The organism is Streptomyces sp. NBC_01515, from assembly GCF_045040345.1.
Classification (GTDB): Bacteria; Actinomycetota; Actinomycetes; order Streptomycetales; family Streptomycetaceae; genus Streptomyces.
In genome coordinates this window covers 706,049-723,819 of sequence record NZ_CP109416.1, presented here as the reverse complement: position 1 = coordinate 723,819, position 17,771 = coordinate 706,049, and the positions used below count along the sequence as shown (strand labels likewise).

At 70.7% G+C, this 17,771-nt stretch carries 16 protein-coding genes and 1 riboswitch; of the genes, 13 read left to right on the top strand and 3 right to left on the bottom strand.

Annotated elements, in window-relative coordinates:
• The first annotated feature begins 42 nt into the window (after positions 1-42).
• From OG407_RS02780 to OG407_RS02720, 13 genes are all read left to right on the top strand, one after another.
• The gene (locus tag OG407_RS02780) at positions 43-1,116 is read left to right on the top strand and encodes a FecCD family ABC transporter permease (protein ID WP_405854642.1); all 1,074 of its coding nucleotides are present in this window, start codon (positions 43-45) and stop codon (positions 1,114-1,116) included.
• Positions 1,113-2,207: a FecCD family ABC transporter permease gene (locus OG407_RS02775; protein WP_405854640.1), complete on the top strand. Its 1,095-nt coding sequence runs from the start codon at positions 1,113-1,115 to the stop codon at positions 2,205-2,207. Before OG407_RS02780 ends, OG407_RS02775 begins: the two co-directional genes overlap by 4 nt.
• Positions 2,208-2,321: 114 nt before the next feature.
• On the top strand, positions 2,322-3,350 hold the full coding sequence (locus OG407_RS02770; RefSeq protein ID WP_405854638.1) for an ABC transporter substrate-binding protein: 1,029 nt from the start codon (positions 2,322-2,324) through the stop codon (positions 3,348-3,350).
• Positions 3,351-3,456: 106 nt separating this feature from the next.
• Complete coding sequence (locus OG407_RS02765) at positions 3,457-4,437, top strand: ABC transporter substrate-binding protein (protein ID WP_405854637.1); 981 nt, start codon at positions 3,457-3,459, stop codon at positions 4,435-4,437.
• Between the two features lie 76 nt (positions 4,438-4,513).
• Entirely contained in the window at positions 4,514-5,098 is a 585-nt protein-coding gene (locus tag OG407_RS02760; protein WP_405854635.1) for an AAA family ATPase, read from the top strand.
• A gap of 226 nt (positions 5,099-5,324) precedes the next feature.
• Entirely contained in the window at positions 5,325-6,389 is a 1,065-nt protein-coding gene (locus OG407_RS02755; RefSeq protein WP_405854633.1) for an LLM class flavin-dependent oxidoreductase, read from the top strand.
• 6 nt (positions 6,390-6,395) lie between these two features.
• Positions 6,396-6,932: an AAA family ATPase gene (locus tag OG407_RS02750; RefSeq protein ID WP_405854631.1), complete on the top strand. Its 537-nt coding sequence runs from the start codon at positions 6,396-6,398 to the stop codon at positions 6,930-6,932.
• A 76-nt stretch (positions 6,933-7,008) separates the two neighbouring features.
• Positions 7,009-7,118, top strand: a riboswitch (SAM riboswitch).
• Positions 7,119-7,362: 244 nt separating this feature from the next.
• A complete protein-coding gene (locus tag OG407_RS02745) occupies positions 7,363-9,000 on the top strand; it encodes an ABC transporter substrate-binding protein (protein ID WP_405854629.1) in 1,638 nt (545 codons plus the stop codon).
• On the top strand, positions 8,997-10,082 hold the full coding sequence (locus OG407_RS02740) for an ABC transporter permease (RefSeq protein ID WP_405854627.1): 1,086 nt from the start codon (positions 8,997-8,999) through the stop codon (positions 10,080-10,082). Before OG407_RS02745 ends, OG407_RS02740 begins: the two co-directional genes overlap by 4 nt.
• 3 nt (positions 10,083-10,085) lie before the next feature.
• A complete protein-coding gene (locus OG407_RS02735; protein WP_405854625.1) occupies positions 10,086-11,066 on the top strand; it encodes an ABC transporter permease in 981 nt (326 codons plus the stop codon).
• On the top strand, positions 11,059-12,723 hold the full coding sequence (locus OG407_RS02730) for a dipeptide ABC transporter ATP-binding protein (RefSeq protein ID WP_405854623.1): 1,665 nt from the start codon (positions 11,059-11,061) through the stop codon (positions 12,721-12,723). Before OG407_RS02735 ends, OG407_RS02730 begins: the two co-directional genes overlap by 8 nt.
• Positions 12,720-13,946, top strand: a complete 1,227-nt coding sequence (locus OG407_RS02725; protein WP_405854621.1) for a dipeptidase — start codon at positions 12,720-12,722, stop codon at positions 13,944-13,946. The genes OG407_RS02730 and OG407_RS02725 overlap by 4 nt, the downstream gene beginning before the upstream one ends.
• Positions 13,922-14,203 carry a DUF6059 family protein gene (locus OG407_RS02720; protein ID WP_405854619.1) on the top strand — a complete coding sequence of 94 codons (282 nt, stop codon included), beginning with the start codon at positions 13,922-13,924 and terminating at the stop codon, positions 14,201-14,203. The genes OG407_RS02725 and OG407_RS02720 overlap by 25 nt, the downstream gene beginning before the upstream one ends.
• Here OG407_RS02720 and OG407_RS02715 read toward each other — a convergent pair.
• From OG407_RS02715 to OG407_RS02705, 3 genes are read right to left on the bottom strand one after another with little or no spacing between them, the layout of a single operon-like run.
• Positions 14,177-15,172 (bottom strand): DMT family transporter, encoded by a 996-nt coding sequence (locus OG407_RS02715; protein ID WP_405854617.1) that lies wholly within the window; start codon positions 15,170-15,172, stop codon positions 14,177-14,179. The genes OG407_RS02720 and OG407_RS02715 overlap by 27 nt on opposite strands.
• Positions 15,159-16,706 (bottom strand): class I adenylate-forming enzyme family protein, encoded by a 1,548-nt coding sequence (locus OG407_RS02710; RefSeq protein ID WP_405854615.1) that lies wholly within the window; start codon positions 16,704-16,706, stop codon positions 15,159-15,161. The genes OG407_RS02715 and OG407_RS02710 overlap by 14 nt, the downstream gene beginning before the upstream one ends.
• On the bottom strand, positions 16,703-17,755 hold the full coding sequence (locus tag OG407_RS02705) for an FkbO/Hyg5 family chorismatase (RefSeq protein ID WP_405854613.1): 1,053 nt from the start codon (positions 17,753-17,755) through the stop codon (positions 16,703-16,705). The genes OG407_RS02710 and OG407_RS02705 overlap by 4 nt, the downstream gene beginning before the upstream one ends.
• Positions 17,756-17,771 lie beyond the last annotated feature (16 nt).

Genomic DNA, 17,771 nt, shown 5'->3' with positions numbered 1-17,771 from the left:
GCCGGTCCCTTGCGTCGACCGACAACCTCGCGAGGGAGCACGATGGGCACCACCACCATGAGCGCCACCGGTGCGGTGACCCGACCACCCGACACCGGTGCCACCGCACGCCGTGGCGGATTCGCCGTACGGCTGCTGGGTCTGCTCACCGCCACCGGAGTGCTGCTGCTCGTCGCCGTCCTGAGCATCGCGGTGGGCGCCAAGGCCATCCCGCCCCTCGACGTCCTGCACGCCCTGTGGCACGGCCGGCGGTCCACCGTCGACGGCTCGGTCGTCCTCGACCTGCGCGTCCCCCGCACCCTGCTCGGCATCGCCGTCGGCGCCGCACTCGCCACCGCAGGCGTCCTGATGCAGGCCCTGACCCGCAACCCGCTGGCCGACCCCGGCATCCTCGGCGTCAACATGGGCGCCTCCACCGCCGTGGTCATCGCCATCGCGGTGTGGGGGAGTACCGACCCCGCGTTCTACGTCTGGTTCGCCTTCGCCGGTGCGGGCATCGCCGCCGCTCTCGTGTACGTGCTCGGCTCACGCGGGCGTACCGGCCCGGCGCCCGTCCGTCTGGCCCTCGCCGGCACGGCCGTCAGCGCGGTGCTCGGCGCGCTGGTCTCCGTCGTGACGCTGCTACGGCCCGATGTCTTCGACCAGTTCAGGTTCTGGGGCGTCGGCTCGCTGGCCGGGCTGCCGCTGTCCGTCCTCACCACCGTGCTGCCCTTCCTCGCCGCGGGCGGGCTCCTCGCGCTCGGCCTCTCCGGATCGCTCAACGCGCTCGCCCTCGGCGACGACACCGCGCGCGCTCTCGGCTCCGGCGTCCTGCGCACCCGCCTCCTCGGCACCCTCTCCGTCACCCTGCTGTGCGGGGCCGCCACCGCTGCCGTAGGCCCCATCGCCTTCATCGGCCTGGTGGTTCCCCACCTGGTCCGCTCGGTCACCGGCCCCGACCACCGCTGGCTGCTGCCGTACTCCATGGTCGTCGGCTCGACCCTGCTCGTCGCCTCGGACGTCCTCGGCCGGGTGATCGCCCGCCCCGGCGAGATCCAGGCGGGCATCGTCACTGCCTTCGCCGGAGCCCCCGTCTTCATCGCCCTCGTCCGCCGCCGAAGAATCGCCGAACTGTGACCGCCCCGACCGCCTCCGCACCCACCTCGCGCACCGGCCGCCGCACGGTCCTCAAGGGCCAGGTGCTACGCCTCTACGACGGCCGTGTCTCGCTGCGCTGGCAGCCCCGCACCCTCACCGTCTGCCTGCTGCTCGCCGCCGCGTGTCTCGTGGTGGGCGCGCTCAGCCTGACCACCGGCACCTTCCAGGTGCCCCTGTCGGTGGTGGTCGACTGTCTGCTCGGGCGTGGCACCGGAGCCGACTCGTTCATCGTGATGAGCCTCAGGCTGCCCCGCCTTGTGTGCGCGGTGCTGGCCGGGGCCGCGCTGGGCATGAGCGGCGCGGTGTTCCAGAGCATGTCCCGCAATCCGCTGGGCAGTCCGGACATCGTCGGCTTCACCAGCGGCGCGGCGAGCGGGGCGGTCGTGCAGATCGTCCTCTTCCACGGCGGCGCCACCGCCACCGCGCTCGCGTCGATCGCGGGCGGTCTGCTCACCGCGCTGGCCGTCGGTGTGATCTCGGTCCGGCGCGGGCGCACCTCCGGGTACCGGATCGTGCTGGTCGGCATCGGCATCAGCGCGATGCTCACCTCCCTGACCGCGTATCTGCTGACCCGGGCCAGCCTCTACCAGGCCCAGGACGCCCAGATCTGGCTCATCGGCAGCCTCAACTCGGCGAGTTGGGCCGTGGTCACGCCTCTGGCCATCACCCTCGCCGTCCTGGTCCCCGTCGTCGTCCCGGCCGCGCGCGCCCTGAGCTGGCTCGAACTCGGCGAGGACACCGCGCGCGGGCTCGGCGTGCCCCTGGGCCGCAGCCGGATCGTCCTCGCGGTGGCCGCCACCGCCCTGGCCGCCGCCACCACTGCTGCCATCGGCCCGGTCGCCTTCGTCGCCCTGGCCGCGCCGCAACTGTGCCGCCGGCTCGTCCGCAGCCCCGGGCCACCGGTCGTACCGGCCGCCTTCATGGGCGCCCTGCTGCTGACGGCGAGCGACTTCGCGGCCCAACGCGTCCTGCCGCAGACCGAGTTGCCCGTCGGCGCGATGACCGGCGTACTCGGCGGCCTCTACCTGTGCCAACTGCTCGTGGCCCGTGGGCGGAAACGCACCCAGTGAGCCAAGTCCCTTCGCCGCTGCGCGCGTTACACCGCTGACGCCCCGCCCTTCACCTCTCCCTCCGCTCTCCCTCCGCCGCCGCGCCGCGGCCACTCCGCCTGCCGAGGACACACCATGCCCAGTACCACCCTCCGACGCCCTGCGTACGCCTCTCACGTCCGACGGCACCCCAGCCGCCGAGGTCTGCTCGCGGGCGGCCTCGGGATGGCCGCGCTCGCCGGACTCACCGCGTGCGGGTCCGACGACTCCGCCTCCAACAGCGCTACCGGCAGCGCCGGTTGGTCGTTCACCGACGACCGCGGCAAGACCGTACGACTGGCGGAGCGGCCGAAGCGGATCGCGTTCCTCACCGACACCGTGGGCGCGGCGCTGTGGGCGGCCGGACTGCGGCCGGTCGCGGCCTCCGACTCCGGTCAGGGCATCGTCCCGGCGGTGAAGCCCGACTGGTCCGGTGTCACCAAGATCTACTCCGCGGACAAGGGCGTACGGCTCGAAGCGCTCGCCCAGGCCCGCCCCGACCTGCTGATCGACGCCGTACAGCCGGACGGCACCCTCCAAGTCGCCTCGCAAATCCCGGAGATCAGCAAGATCGCGCCCGTCGTCGGGCTCAGCATGTACCGCCCGATCGAGACCATCGCGGCCACCGCCGACCGGCTTACCCACTCCCTGGGTGCCGATCTAACCGACAAAGCGGCCAAGACCGGTTACATGCGGGCACACACCAAACTGAGGACCGCCATCGACGCCAATCCCGACCTGCGCGTGGGGTTCGTGTTCGGCATCGACAAGAACACCGTCGGCGTGATGAACCCCAAGACCTGGGCCGTTCTCAAGACGGTGAGCGCGCTCGCCATGGACCTGGTCCCCGTGCCCGGCGGAGCCGACAACACCTATAGCCAGGCGGTCAGTTGGGAGAACGTCCCGTCCATCCCGGCGGACCTGCTGGTGTGGGCGGTCTCCGACCCGCTGCCGGACAACCCCCTGTGGAAGCGTGCCCCCGCAGTCCGCGCGGGCCAGCTCTGGAAGCCCGACCTGGCCTCCTGGTACGCGTACAGCTGGTCGAACTTCACGGTACTGCTCGACGGGCTCGCCACCCATGTGCACGGCGCGCGGACGGGCGTCGGCCCGCAGTCCGCCTCCTGACGTTCCTCACCTCGACTGCGTCAAGTCCATGAACCCCCCTCAACACCCCTCAACACCCCTCGACATCCCTCAACGCCCTTACTCCCGACCGACTTTGGACTACCCCATGCTCACCTCATCTCCGGTCAGGGCGTCCGGCCCGCGCCGTCTGCTGACCGCCGTGGCCGCCACCGCGATGGCGCTGACCCTGGCCGCCTGCGGCTCCTCTTCTTCTGCCTCCACCTCGTCCGGCGGTACGACGGCGACCCGGACGGTCGCCACCGCCCACGGCAAGGTGTCCGTGCCCGCGCACCCGCTGCGAATCGTCTCGGTGCACTCCTGGGCCACCGAGTCGCTGTTCGACCTCGGCCTCAAGCCCGTCGGCGTGGAGAACGGCGGCGAGACCTATGTGCCGCCGCGCTACCTCAAGCGCTGGAAGGCCACGCCCAAGGTGACGACCGGTGCGGACATCGACTACGAGGAGATCGCCAAGCTCAGGCCAGACCTGATCGTCGGCGTTGACGTCCCCTATCTGTCCAAGGCCTACAGGAAGCTGTCCGCCATCGCGCCGACCACCTTCGCGCCCTTCAAGGACACCGCCACCTGGTCCGCATACCCGGACGCGACAGCGCAGTTCGTGAACCGCACGTCCCAACTGGCCGCGCTGAAGCGGAAGTACGACGACAGGATCGCGGCGGTACGCATGACCTACGGCACGGAACTGGCCGACGCCCGCTGGGACGTCATCCAGGGCGGCTTCGACAACGGCAACTACTGGATCTACGGCGCCGAATCACCGGTCGGAGCGATCCTGACCGAACTCGGCGTACGGTTCGCGTCGGCGACCGCCTCCGTCGCCAAGGGCGACACCAAGTCCGTGTCCTATGAGCGGGCGGACCTGCTCAAGGACGCCGACTACGTCGTCTACTACACGAACAACGACGGTTCCCCCGCCAACAACATCCAGAAGCTGTTCGCCCTCCAGGCATTCAAGAACCTCCCGGTGACCAAGTCCCATCACCTGGTGGGTACTTCGGACTTCCTGCCAGGCTCCTACTCGGACGCCATCGGCGTGATCGACAGCCTGGAGAAGGCCCTGCACACGTAGCCGAGAGCGGACCGAACACCGGGGGCGGCCCGTTCCAGTACGTGAAAGGTCGCCCCCGTACTACGATTTGACCACCATGAAGCGCTTCATCCTCACCGGCGCCCCCGGCGCGGGCAAGACGTCGATCCTCCGTCATCTGCAAGAACGCGGGTTCGACGTCGTCGACGAGGCGGCGACCGCGTTCATCACGCGCAGGCAGGCCGAAGGAGACGCCGAACCCCGGACCCGGGCGGACTTCGTCGAACAGGTCGTCGCACTGCAGCACCGACGACAGACGCGATCCGCGACGCGAGCCGTGTCCACGCAGATCTACGACAGGTCTCCGATCTGCACGCACGCCCTCGCCGGCTACCTGGGACGTCCCGTCCCGGAGGCGCTCTCCGCCGAGATCGACCGGATCACCCGCGAACAGATCTACGAGCGGCAGGTCTTCTTCATCCGCCCCATCGGATTCTGCGAGCCCACCGCCGCACGCCGGATCAGTTTCGAGGAGTCGCTGGAGTTCGAGCGGATCCACGAACAGAGTTATCGGCTGTTCGGCTATGACCTGGTGGAAGTGCCGGCCGGTGACGTCGCGGATCGGGCGGCACTGATTGCGACGACCATGGCACGGCTTCTGCGGCGACCGACAACTCCTGGAGAACAGGCGGTAGTTGGGTGATGATCTCCGGCGGGTGATGGTCCGCGCCGAGTCGGGGTCCATTGACACGCGGATCGATGCCTCGGAGACTCGATCGCATGACCGAGGTCCTGCTGCTCACCAGGGAGCGCTGCGTAGACCTCGTTCGCGTGTCCAGCGCACTGTGTTGATCCCCAGATCACCGATGTCCTGATCACTGATCCCCTGATCACTGACCGGCGCTGGTCAACCCGCGATCGGAAGCACCATGAGCCTGGAATTCCTCTGGTACATCCCCAACACCGTCGAGCCGGGTCACCGCGGCGACGACACGACGGACGGCTGGGGGTCCATCGAGTACTCCACCGACCTCGCCCGCACCGCGGAGCGACACGGGTGGGGCGGTGCGCTCCTGGGCACCGGGTGGGGGCGGCCCGACACCTTCACCGTCGCCACCGCGCTGGCCGCCCGGACCACCACCTTCAAGCCCTTGATCGCCGTTCGCCCCGGCTACTGGCAGCCGGGCCACTTCGCCGCCGCGGCGGCGACCCTGGACCAGCTCAGCCGCGGCCGGGTCCTGGTCAACATCGTCAGCGGACTCGACAACCTGGCCGCCTACGGCGACACCCACAGCGATCCCGCCCAACGGTACGCGCGCACCCAGGAGTTCATGAGTCTCGTGCGGCGGCTGTGGACCGAGGACGACGTGACGTTCGACGGTGCACACTTCCAAGTGAGCGGTTCCACGGTCGCGCCCCGCCCCTGGACGACGGTCGGCAGAGCGCATCCGACGCTCTACCTCGGCGGCGCGTCCGAGGCCGCCGAGCGGGTGTCGGCGGCGGAGGCGGACGTACAGCTCTTCTGGGGCGAACCCCTCGCCGGGCTCGCCGAACGCATCGACCGGCTCAAGGAGTTGAGCGAGCAGGTCGGCCGTCGGCACGCGCCGCTGGAGTTCGGGCTGCGGATCACCACCGTGGTGCGTGACACCACGGAGGAGGCGTGGCGGGCCGCCGAGGAGCGGGTCGCGCGGATGGCGGCCGGCCCAGGTGACGAGCTGACCTGGACGGGGAACCGCAAGGCGGCCGTCGGACAGCAGCGGCTCTACGACCTCGCCGCCCGGGGCGAGGTGCTCGACACCTGCCTCTACACCACGCCGGGCAGGTTCGGCGGCGGGGGAGCGGCGACGACCTGGCTGGTCGGCTCCGCCGCCGACGTCGCCACCGCGCTGGACGACTACCGCAAGCTCGGCATCACCCACTTCGTCCTCTCCGACACCCCCTACAAACAGGAGATCATCCGCGTCGGCGAGCAACTCCTGCCCCGGCTGCGCTGATTCGGCATGCCGTCGAACACCGTCCTCATCGTCGTCGGCGGACTTCCCGGCACCGGGAAGACCACACTGTCCCGACGCCTGGCCGCACGCATCGGCGCGGTGCACCTGCGCGTCGACACCATCGAGCAGGCACTCGTCCGCTCCGGCCTGGCGCGGCACCCTGTCGGGCCGGCCGGCTACGTCGTCGGGTACGCCCTGGCCGAGGAACACCTCCGGCAGGGGCTCACCGTGATCGCTGAGTCCGTCAATCCGCTGGCCGTCACCCGCGACAGCTGGCGCGACGCGGGGACCCGGGCGGGCGTTCCGGTCGTAGAGGTGGAAGTGATCTGCTCGGATCCGGCCGAGCATCGGCACCGGGTGGCGTCCCGGGCGGTCGACCTTCCCGATCTGCCGCTTCCGGACTGGGAGGAGGTGCGTCGGCGGGACTACGAACCCTGGAACCGTGAACACATCACCCTCGACACCGCCGGGGACGGACCGCGGGAATCGCTCAACTCCCTTCTCCACCAGCTCGATCGGCTCCAGCACCTCCCGCGGCGGTGAGCACTTTCCGCTCGCACCGGTGCGGGGCCCGGGGACGTCTTGACGCCGGGAGAACAGTCGATCTACGGTGAGCGCGAGCTACGAGTTCCGGTGATCAAGCCCTGGCTGGCCGGACGGCAACCCTCGACGCAGTGGGGTGCCCCAGATGGCGGCTCGGCGGATGTTCCTGTTCTGCAAGTGCGCTCCCACCGGCCCCAGTTGCCGGCGACACCCCTAGGAGGACGACGTGGCGACCAGCCTCGTGCTGTGCTCCCGGCGTCATGTGGATCTGCTGCTGGTCTCCAGCTGTCTCTGTCACAGCTGACCCGCACCACACCCGTCACCCGCACCACACCCGTCACTCTCACCCTTCACGCGAACGCGCGCGTCGGCATGTCCTGCCTGCCGCCGCCCCTTCGCGCACCCACCCATGCGGAGACAGAGACCAGCCATGGCACAGCAGCCCAGCACCGTCAGACCGTTCCGATCCCTCGGCGCCGTATCCCTCGGCACGGCGTTCCTGGTCGCCCTCACCGGCTGCACGAGCAGCAAGACCGCCACTGCTTCCGGCGGTTCGACGATCACCGTCGGCACCACGGACCAGGTGACCAGCCTCGACCCGGCGGGCGCCTGGGACGCCGGTTCCGGCACCATCGAGAGCGAGGTCTACGCCACCCTCCTCAGCGTGAAGAACGGCGCCACGGAGGTCTCCCCGGACCTGGCCGCCGGCATCGAGCTGACGGGGCCCAAGGAGTACACGGTGACGCTGCGGAAGGGCTTGAAGTTCGCGAACGGTCATCAACTCACCTCCTCCGATGTGAAGTTCAGCTTCGACCGCACCCTGAAGATCGCCGACGAGAACGGCCCCTCCTCACTCCTGTACAACCTCGCCTCCGTCGCCGCCCCCGCACCGACCACGGTCGTCTTCACCCTCAAGTCCGCCAACGACACGCTGTTTCCTCAGGTGTTGTCCACCGCGGCCGGCTACATCGTCGACGAGCAGACCTTCCCCGCGGACAAGATCCTCGACGACAAGGCCATCGTCGCGGCCAAGCCGTGGAACGGGCCGTACGGCGTCACGAGCTACGACAAGAACTCCCTGGTCTCCTTCGCCGAAAACGGCTCCTACGGCGGCCAGTTGGGCACCCCGAAGACCAAGAACGTCCAGCTCAAGTACTACACCGACGCCAGCAACCTGAAGCTCGACGTCCAGCAGGGCACCGTCGACGCCGTGTACCGCACGCTCACCACCGCCGACCTCGACGACCTGGCGAAGAAGAAGGACATCAAGGTCCACACCGGTTCCGGCAACGGCATCCGCTACATCGTCTTCGACTTCCAGACCCAGCCCTACGGCACCAGGACCAAGAGCGCGGACAAGGCCAAGGCGCTCGCCGTCCGCCAGGCCGTCGCCGACTCCGTCGACCGGGCCCAACTCGCCCAGCAGGTCTACAAGAACAGCTACCAGCCGCTCTACAGCTCGGTGCCCGACGGACTCACCGGCGCCACCGACTCCTTCAAGTCGCTCTACGGCGACAAGAAGGGCGGCCCGGACAAGGCGGCTGCCGCCGCACGGCTGAAGGCGGCGAAGGTGACCACCCCGGTCACCCTCAACCTGCAGTACAACAGCGACCATTACGGCTCCTCCTCGGCCGACGAGTACGCGCTCGTCAAGACCCAGCTGGAAGCCACCGGCCTGTTCAAGGTGAACCTGCAGTCCACCGAATGGACCCAGTACGGCAAGGACCGCATCAAGCACCTCTACCCGCTCTACCAACTCGGCTGGTACGCCGACTACTTGGACGCCGACAACTACCTCTCGCCCTTCTACTCGGCCAACAGCTGGGTCGCCAACGACTACGACGACCCGGCCGTACGCGAGCTGATCAAGAAGGAGGAGACGGAGACCGACGCGGGGAAGCGGACCGAACTCCTCAAGCAGGCGCAGGACAAGGCCGCCGCGCAGGTGCCGTTGCTGCCCCTGCTCCAGGGGTCCACGGCGATCGTCACCCGTACCGATGTCAGCGGTGTGCCGGACGCGTTGACCAGCGCGTACACCTTCCGCTGGGCAGGACTCGCGAAGAAGTGAGCGCCCTGACCCAGGAGACGACCCCCGGCGCCGTCGGCAGCCCCGCCGACGGCGCCGCCGGGTACGGACTCGCCCGCTACCTGCTGGTCCGCTTCCTCCTCATCATCCCGACCGTGTTCATCCTGGTCAGCCTGGTCTTCTTCCTGATGCGGGCCACCGGCGACCCGATCAGCGCCGCCTTCGGCGACCGGCTCACCCCGGACCAGCTCCACGCGAAACTCCACCAGGCGGGCTACGACCGGCCGTTGCTCACCCAGTACCTGGACTACCTGAAGTCCCTGGCGACCGGCGACTTCGGCCGCACCGTCACCGACAACGAACCGGTCACCCACGTCCTGGGCACCTACGGCGCCGCCACCGTCGAACTCGCCTTCTACGCCCTCCTCGTGGCCCTCGCCGTAGGCGTGCCCCTGGGCATGGTCGCGGCCTCGTACCGGGACCGCGCGCCCGACGCGGCACTGCGCCTGTTCGCCGTCCTCACCTACGCCACCCCCGTGTTCTTCGTGGGCCTGCTGCTGAAGCTCGTGTTCGCGATCCGGCTCGGCTGGCTGCCCGCGTCCGGCCGGGCGAGCACCGACGTCCAGCTCTTCCTGCAGAACCAGACCAGCACCACCGGCTTCTACCTCGTCGACGCCCTCCGCAGCGGCGACGGGGCGGCCGTAGCCGATGTGTTGAAGCACGCCGTACTGCCGGGCGTGGCACTGGGCCTGCTCGTCGCCGGCATCCTGCTGCGGCTGGTCCGCACGAACCTGATCGGCACCCTCGGCGCCGACTACGTCGAGGCCGCCCGCTCCCGGGGCGTCGCGCCGTTCCGCCTGGTCACCCGGCACGCCACCCGGCCCGCCCTGATCCCCGTCGTCACCGTCCTGGGACTCCAGGTCGCCGGACTGCTCGGCGGGGCGGTGCTGACGGAGACCACCTTCGAGTGGAAGGGCCTCGGCTACGAACTCGCGCACTATCTGACGGTGCGTGACTTCCCGGCGGTGCAAGGGATCGTGGCGCTGTTCGCCGTCGTCGTGGCGCTCACGAACTTCCTCGTCGATGTCGTCGCGGCCCTCATCGATCCCCGAGTGAGGTACTGAGCCGTGTCCCAACTCCTCGTGCGACGGCCCGCGTTGCTGCCGGTCCGCCTTCGCGCCCGGCTGCGCACCGGCGGCAGGGTGCAGCGCGCCATGCTCCTCACCGGTGCCGTACTCACCGTGCTGTTCGTCCTCGCTGCCCTCCTCGGACCGCTGCTCGCCCCGTACGGATACGCCCAACTCCAGCACGGAGGGCGGCTGTTCGGGTCGCAGCAACACCCCTCCGGCGCCCATCCGTTGGGCACCACCATCGCCGGGTACGACGTGCTGTCCCGCACGGTGTGGGGTGCCAGGACCGCGCTGGAGATCATCCTCGCGGCGCTGCTGCTCTCGGTGGTCCCCGGCACCGTGCTGGGGCTGGCCTCCGGCTATCTCGGCGGTCGCCTCGACCGGCTGCTGGTGGGGCTGGCCGACGCGCTCTACGCGTTCCCGCCGCTGCTGCTCGCCATCGTCATGTCGATCGTGATCAGCGGCGGACAGTCCAGCCTCGTCGGCGGCCTCGGCGCGGCGGCCTGCTCGGTCGCCGTCGCGTTCGTGCCGCAGTACTTCCGTGTCGTACGGGCCGAGGTGATCCGGGTGAAGGCGGAACCCTTCGTCGACGCGGCCCGGGTGATCGGCACCGGCGCCTGGCGGATCATGTTCCGGCACGTGCTGCGCAACTCGGTCCGCACCCTCCCGCTCATCTTCACCATCAACGCCTCCGAGGCCATCCTCACCCTCGCCGGGCTCGGCTTCCTCGGCTTCGGCATCGAGCCCAACTCGGCCGCCGAATGGGGTTACGACCTCAACCGCTCGGTGGAGGACGTCACTTCGGGTCTCTGGTGGACCGCGATCCCGCCGGGCCTGGCCATCGTGCTCACCGTGCTCGGCACCACCCTGCTCGGCGAGAGCCTCACCGACCTGGCCGATCCGCGACTGCGACGGCGCGGGGGTACGACGGCGAAGCCGACCGGCACCGTAACGGACGGAGGCGCGGACGATGACTGACCTCCTGCGCATCGAGGACCTGCACGTCACCTTCGCCACCGACGCCGGCGCGGCCCCCGCGGTGAAAGGCGTGAGCCTGTCCGTCGGTCCGGGCGAGGTGCTGGCCCTGGTCGGCGAGAGCGGCAGCGGCAAGACCGTCACCGCCAGGTCGGTCCTGGGACTGCTGCCCGCCACCGCGACCGCCCGCGGCCTGGTGCTGCTCGGCGACGGCACCGCCGACCCCTCCGAGGACGTCCTCACCGCGTCCCCCGCCCGACTGCGCGCCCTGCGCGGCACCCACGCGGCGATGGTCTTCCAGGAACCGTCCACCGCGCTGAACCCGGTCTTCACCATCGGCTGGCAGCTCACCGAAGGCCTGCGCGCCCACGGACACGGAGGCAGCAAGGCCCAACTCCGGGCCCTGGCCGTCGAATGGCTCGACAAGGTCGGCATCCCCGACCCCGCCACCCGCGTGCACCACTACCCCCACCAACTGTCCGGCGGCCAGAAGCAACGCGCCGTCATCGCCATGGCCCTCGCCCTGGGCACCCGGCTCATCGTGGCCGACGAGCCCACCACGGCCCTGGACGTCACCGTCCAGGCGGAGATCCTGGAACTCCTGCACCGGTGCCGCACCGACTTCGGCACCGCCGTGCTCCTCATCACCCACAACATGGGCGTCGTCGCCGACCTCGCGGACCGGGTGGCCGTGATGAGCGAGGGCGAGATCGTCGAACAGGCCCCGGTCCGCGAGCTGTTCGCGGCGCCCGCCCACCCGTACACCCGCGAACTCCTCGCCGCCGTACCGGTCTTCGGCGAGCAGAGCCGTGCCCCGGCCTCCGCGAGGGACGACGAGCGGCCGGTCGTACGGGCCGCCGGTCTGGTCGTGGACTACCCGGGGCGGCTCGGGAGGAAGGGCTTCCGGGCGGTCGACGACGTGAGCTTCGAGATCCGGCCGGGCGAGGTGCTCGGCCTGGTGGGGGAGAGCGGCAGCGGCAAGACCACCATCGGCCGGGCGGTCGCCGGTCTGACGGCGTCGACCGGCGGTGAACTCACCGTGTTCGGCGAGCCGTTGGCGGCGAGACGGCGAACGCGCGGCCGGGCCGGTCACATCGGCTACGTCTTCCAGGATCCGGCGGCCAGCTTCAATCCGCTGCTGACTGTCGGCGACAGCATCGCCGAACCGCTGACCGTCCATCGGCGTGAACTCGGGGCCGCGGCCATCCGCGCCGAGGCCGAGGCGCTCCTGAACTCTGTCCATCTGCCCAGCAGTTACGGCGACCGCTACCCCCACGAACTCAGTGGCGGCCAGCGACAGCGTGCCGCCCTGGCCCGGGCGCTCGCCCTGCGGCCCCCGCTGCTCGTCGCGGACGAACCCACCTCGGCTCTCGACGTGTCCGTCCAGGCGAAGGTGCTCGACCTCTTCGCCGAACTCCAGCGGGAGTTGGGCTTCGCGGCGCTGTTCATCAGCCATGACCTCGCGGTCGTGGAACAGGTCGCCGACCGTGTCGTCGTGCTGCACCGCGGCCGGATCGCCGCGTCCGGTTCCACCGCGCAGGTGCTGGGCAGTCCACAGGACGACTACACCCGGCGGCTGGTCGCCTCCCTGCCCGTCGCCGACCCGGTACGACAGAGCCGCCGCCGGCACACCCTTGGCGAAGGAGTCGCAAGCGCATGACCGACACCGTGGACGATCTTGTCGAAGAGGTACTGAACAGCACGCCCGTCATCGACGGCCACAACGACCTCCCCCTGGCGCTGCGCGCCCGCTCCGGTTACAGCGTCGAGGGGCTTGCCGACGGCCGCCCCGACCTCCACACCGACCTGCCCCGGCTGCGCGCCGGAGGAGTTGGCGCGCAGTTCTGGTCGGTGTACGTCTCGTCCCAACTCCCGGAGCCCGAGGCCGTGGTGGCCACGCTGGAGCAGATCGACGCCGTGTACCGGCTCGTCGCCCGCTACCCGGACACCCTGCGGATCGCCTACACCGCGGCCGACGTAGAGCACGCGCTCGCCGACGGGCGGATCGCCTCCCTGCTCGGCATCGAGGGCGGCCACAGCCTCGCCGAGTCCCCGGGCGTCCTGCGGTCGTACGCCCGGCTCGGCGTCCGGTACGTGACCCTCACCCACAACGACAACACCACCTGGGCGGACTCCGCCACCGACGAGCCCGGCGTCGGCGGCCTGAACGACACGGGCCGCGCGATCGTCGCCGAACTCAACCGCACCGGCGTGCTCGTGGACCTCTCCCACGTCGCCGACTCCACCCAGCGCGCCGCCCTCGCCGCCTCGACCTCCCCGGTGCTGTTCAGCCACTCCTCGGTACGCGCCCTCAACGACCACCCGCGCAACGTCGCCGACCCGGTCCTGGAACTGCTGCGGGACAACGGCGGTGTCATCCAGCTCACCTTCGTCCCGTACTTCATCTCCGGCGAAGTCGCCGAGTGGGGAAGGGAGTTGCAGGCCGAGCGTGAACGTCTCGGGCTGTCCGCGCTGCCATGGACCTGGCCGCGCGCACCACGTCCCGGCGAGGACCCGGCCCGGGTCGCCGAGGAGTTCGCGACGGCCTCCACCGAGCCCGCCGACGACCGGCTGCGACGCTGGACCGAGGAACACCCGCGCCCCGAGGTGACGGTGGCCCAGGTCGCCGATCACGTCGAACACGCCCGCGAGGTGGCGGGCCGGGACCACATCGGTCTCGGCGGCGACTACGACGGCGTCGACCACCAGCCCACCGGCCTCGCCGACGTCTCCGGCTACCCGGTGCTGCTGCGCGAACTCGCCGACCGCGGCTGGTCCCGGTCCGACCTGGAGGCCCTGACCGGCCGCAACGTCCTGCGCGTCCTGCGTGAGGCGGAACACCGCGCGACCGAACCGCTGTGGCCGACGGCTCCGTTGCGGTGAGCCGCGCGCGCCGATGGGCCGAGGCGTTCGCCCGGTGGACGCCGGGTCTGCTCGCGGTCGGCTGCTGCCTGGGGGGACTCCCGCTGCCCGAGCTCTCGGCCCGCGAAGAGACACCGGAGCCGTCCGGCGGACTGCCGTACGGCCACCCGGAGTGTCTCGCCGCGCACATCCCGCTGACGGATGTGGAGCGGGAGCTGTGGTCCGCCCTCGACCAGAAGGTCGGACCGCGTTCAGTCCTTCGCCAGCGCCGGTCCTGAGACGTCGGCGGTCCCACCGCGGCCCTCGCCGACGGACGCGGGTTCAGGGACCGGCGACGCGGCCGGTTCGGGTGCGGGGCGCGGCTGACGGCGGGACAGCCCGACGCCGAGCAGGCACAGCGCACCCCCGGCGAGCGCCAGGCCGGACGGGAACTCGCCCAGCGTGGGCCAGGCCAGCAGCACGGTGAGGGCGGGCACGATGTACGACACCGCTCCCAGGCGCCCCGCCGGCATGTGCGCCAGCGCGTACGACCAGGTCCAGAAGGCCAGTGCCGTCGGCAGCAGCCCCAGGTACAGCACGCCCGCCCAGGCCCCGGCCGACGCGTCGCCCAGATCCGTGACGAGCTGACCCGCGAAGGGCAGGCAGGCGACGGCACCGATCGTGCTGGCGTACGCGGTCACCTGCAACGGCGACGCGTGGGACAGCGCGGGCTTCTGGAAGATGACGCCGACGGCGTGACCCGCCGCCGCTGCCAGGCAGAGCAGCACACCGAGGACGGCCGAGTCGCCGCCCCCGCTGGACGCCCCCGCCAGCGCCGCGCCCACGAAGGCCACCGCGAGGCCGATCAGCAGGGGACGCGGGAAACCCTCGTGCAGCAGGAACCCGGCGAGCAGCGCCACCAGCAGCGGACCGGCACCGATGAGCAGCGCCGCCGTCCCCGCGTCCGTGTGCTGCTCGCCCCAGTTCAGCGCAACCATGTACAGCCCGAACCAGAACACGCCCATGCCGGCGATCCCGGGCCACGCGGCACGCGGCGGCAGGCCCTCGCGCCGGAACGCCACGACGGCGAGGAGCGCGACGGCACCGATGAGGAGACGGCCGAGCGCGAGGGGGCCGGGCCGCACGCTCTCGCCGATGTGCCGGATCGCCACGAACGCCGAGGCCCACAGGACCATGGTGAGCACTGCGGCGACCAACGCGGAGACCGGTGTCTTCGCGAGGGTGGGGGACGTCTCATGCTGTGCCATCGGGCAACTCCCTGTTCGCTCCGCGCAGGACGCGGCGGAGAATCTTTCCCGTGCTGTTGCGGGGCAACGCGTCGATGAACTCGACGTCCTCGGGGACCTTGTACCAAGTGAGCTTCGACGCCGTGGTCGAGCGGATCGTGGCCGCCAACGTGGCGAGCCGGTCCGCTCCGGGCTCGGGGACGACGTAGGCGCGCAGGCTTGTCGTGCCGTCGGACCGGCGCACCGAGCAGACGGCGGCCTCGCGTACCCCGGCGATGCCGGTGATCAGGTCCTCGACCTCGATGGGGTGGACGTTGGCTCCGGCGACGATCTCGATGTCGTCCACCCGTCCGAGCAGCCACACCAGACCCTTGGCGTCCACGCGCGCGGAGTCCCCGGTGGCGAACCACTCGTCCGGGCGGAGCCGGTGCGGCGGCAGGCCGCCCCGCCGCACACCGGGGCCGATACCGGGGCCGGAGATCTGCAGCCGCCCGACCTCACCCTCCGGTACGGCGGCGCCCGCGTCGTCGACGACGCGCACCCGGTACGGCGGAAGAACGCGGCCCAGGCTGTACGGGTGGATCTCGTCCGGGCCGTTGGCCAGGACGGCGTGCCCGATCTCGCTGGTGCCGCAGATGTTCAGCAGCCGCGGTCCCAGCACGCGGCGCAGCCTGTCCTCCAGCGGCCGGGGCAACGTCTCCCCGGCGACGAGGGCCAGCCGCAACCTGCCCAGCAGGTCGGCGACTTGGGGGCGGGCGAGCAGCCGGGCGTAGAAACTGGGCTGCGCGTAGAAGACGCTCACGCCGTGGCGTTCCAGGAGTTGGGGGACGGTCGTCTCGTCCGCGCGCTGCGGGGACAGTACGACCACGGCGCCGCGCTGGAGCGGGAGCAGGACCGAGTTGCCCAGTCCGTAGGCGAAGTACATGCGCGACACGGAGTAGCAGACCTCGCCCTGACGGAGCGTCAGGACGCTGCCGATCGCCCGGTCGAAGTGGAGGGCGTCGCCGTGGTCGTGGAAGCAGAGGCGGGGTGCGCCCGTGGTGCCGGACGTGAACACGGCGAAGGCGGGGGCGTCGGACGCGAGCGGCTCGGGAGCGTCGGCGCCCGCGGGGTCGTAGGCCTCCGTCAGTTCTCTCGGGGTCACGCTGCGGCCGTGGAACTCCTCGCGGAGCGACGCGTCGGCGACGACCAGTGAGGCCTCGGCGATCTCCTCGCTGGAGCGCAGTTCGTCGGCGTGGAAGAACGTGTTGACCGGTACGGCGACGGCGCCGATCCGCAGGACGGCCAGGAACGTCGCCACGAAGGCGACGCTGTCGGGCAGCGCCAGCAGTACCCGGTCGCCGCGCCCGACACCAAGTCGCCGCAGGGCGGCGGCGGTTCGGCGTACCTGCTCGTACACCTCGCCGTAGGAGTAGCGGTGCGTGCCCTGGAGGTACGCGGTCCGGCCGAGCCAGCCGTTGCGGCGCGCGAGGTCCTCCAGCCGTACGGAGAGGTTGCCGTCCGCCGGGACGGTCTCGGCCGGAGCGGCTGGTATGTCCGTGAGGATGTCCGTCACCTGCACACCCCCTCGATCTCGACCAGCAGGTCGGGACGGCAGACCGCGACGTTGAAATACGAGACGTCCGTGTCGGCGGGGAGCGTCGACTCGACGATGTTCCGTACGACGGGAAGGTGCTCGGCGTCGCGTACGTAGACCTTGACCTGGTCGAGGTCCTTGACGTCGTACCCGGCACCGTCCAGGCCGTGGCCGCGGAGGTTGTCGCCGCCGACGAGCGCCCCGATGTTGCGCAGCGTCTCCTCGGTCTGCAGGGCAACGCTGTCGGGGTGGACCGTGTCGTCGCCCAGGATGCTGGCCGTGCCCGAGACGAAGAGGGTTCCTGTGACGGACTCGGGTGTGCCGACGTCCTTGAGGAACGTGGCCCGGGCGAAGCTCGGCGACTTCGGCCCGTACTGGGAGGGGTACTTGTACGCGGGCGTCTGTCGCGGGTTCTCCAGGTGGACGGCCCGACCGGGCTTCGCCGCGAGGAAGCAGACGTCGACACCCGGAGAGAGGGTGCCGATGCCGGTGGCGGCCGACAGTTGGGGGAAGCGGTCGGCGAAGCCGGCGAACGCCTCCGCCCGGCCCACGCAGAAGTCGCGGTAGATCTCCATGCCCTCCGCGTTCGGGCTGGTGATGCCGCCGATGAGGTTCCACATGCGGACCAGGTCGGTGTAGCCGTGCTCCCAGGCGAACTCCAGGGCGTTCGCGTACAGTTCGCGCACCGGACGCCGGTACACCGGCTGTGGGCCGAGCCGTACCGCGTAGAAGAGGTGCTCGCCGTCCTCGGCGAAGACGGCGTCGCCGGCGACGCCGGTCCGTACCGGGAGAGCGGTCCGCCAGATCTCCTCTACGGGACGCACGTGCTCGTTGGTCATGTGGGTGGTCAGGAGCGGAGCGGCGTCGTCCAGGGCGGCCTCGGCAGCGGCGTCCGTGAAACGGATCCGCCCCAGGATGCTGCCGGGCGAGGCCGCCGACCCCTCCGGCGCGACGGTCGCGACGGTGGTGACGGGAACCAGGTCGGACCAGAGGCCCTGTAAGCGTGCCTCGGGCTGACGGTTACTCATGGATCTCCTTGTCTCT

Bases quoted from the DNA above. Each gene is read 5' to 3' on its own strand.
- OG407_RS02780 (WP_405854642.1), top strand. From the start codon at position 43: ATGGGCACCACCACCATGAGCGCCACCGGTGCGGTGACCCGACCACCC.
- OG407_RS02770 (WP_405854638.1), top strand. From the start codon at position 2,322: ATGCCCAGTACCACCCTCCGACGCCCTGCGTACGCCTCTCACGTCCGA.
- OG407_RS02765 (WP_405854637.1), top strand. From the start codon at position 3,457: ATGCTCACCTCATCTCCGGTCAGGGCGTCCGGCCCGCGCCGTCTGCTG.
- OG407_RS02760 (WP_405854635.1), top strand. From the start codon at position 4,514: ATGAAGCGCTTCATCCTCACCGGCGCCCCCGGCGCGGGCAAGACGTCG.
- OG407_RS02755 (WP_405854633.1), top strand. From the start codon at position 5,325: ATGAGCCTGGAATTCCTCTGGTACATCCCCAACACCGTCGAGCCGGGT.
- OG407_RS02750 (WP_405854631.1), top strand. From the start codon at position 6,396: ATGCCGTCGAACACCGTCCTCATCGTCGTCGGCGGACTTCCCGGCACC.
- OG407_RS02745 (WP_405854629.1), top strand. From the start codon at position 7,363: ATGGCACAGCAGCCCAGCACCGTCAGACCGTTCCGATCCCTCGGCGCC.
- OG407_RS02730 (WP_405854623.1), top strand. From the start codon at position 11,059: ATGACTGACCTCCTGCGCATCGAGGACCTGCACGTCACCTTCGCCACC.
- OG407_RS02725 (WP_405854621.1), top strand. From the start codon at position 12,720: ATGACCGACACCGTGGACGATCTTGTCGAAGAGGTACTGAACAGCACG.
- OG407_RS02715 (WP_405854617.1), bottom strand. From the start codon at position 15,172: ATGGCACAGCATGAGACGTCCCCCACCCTCGCGAAGACACCGGTCTCC.
- OG407_RS02705 (WP_405854613.1), bottom strand. From the start codon at position 17,755: ATGAGTAACCGTCAGCCCGAGGCACGCTTACAGGGCCTCTGGTCCGAC.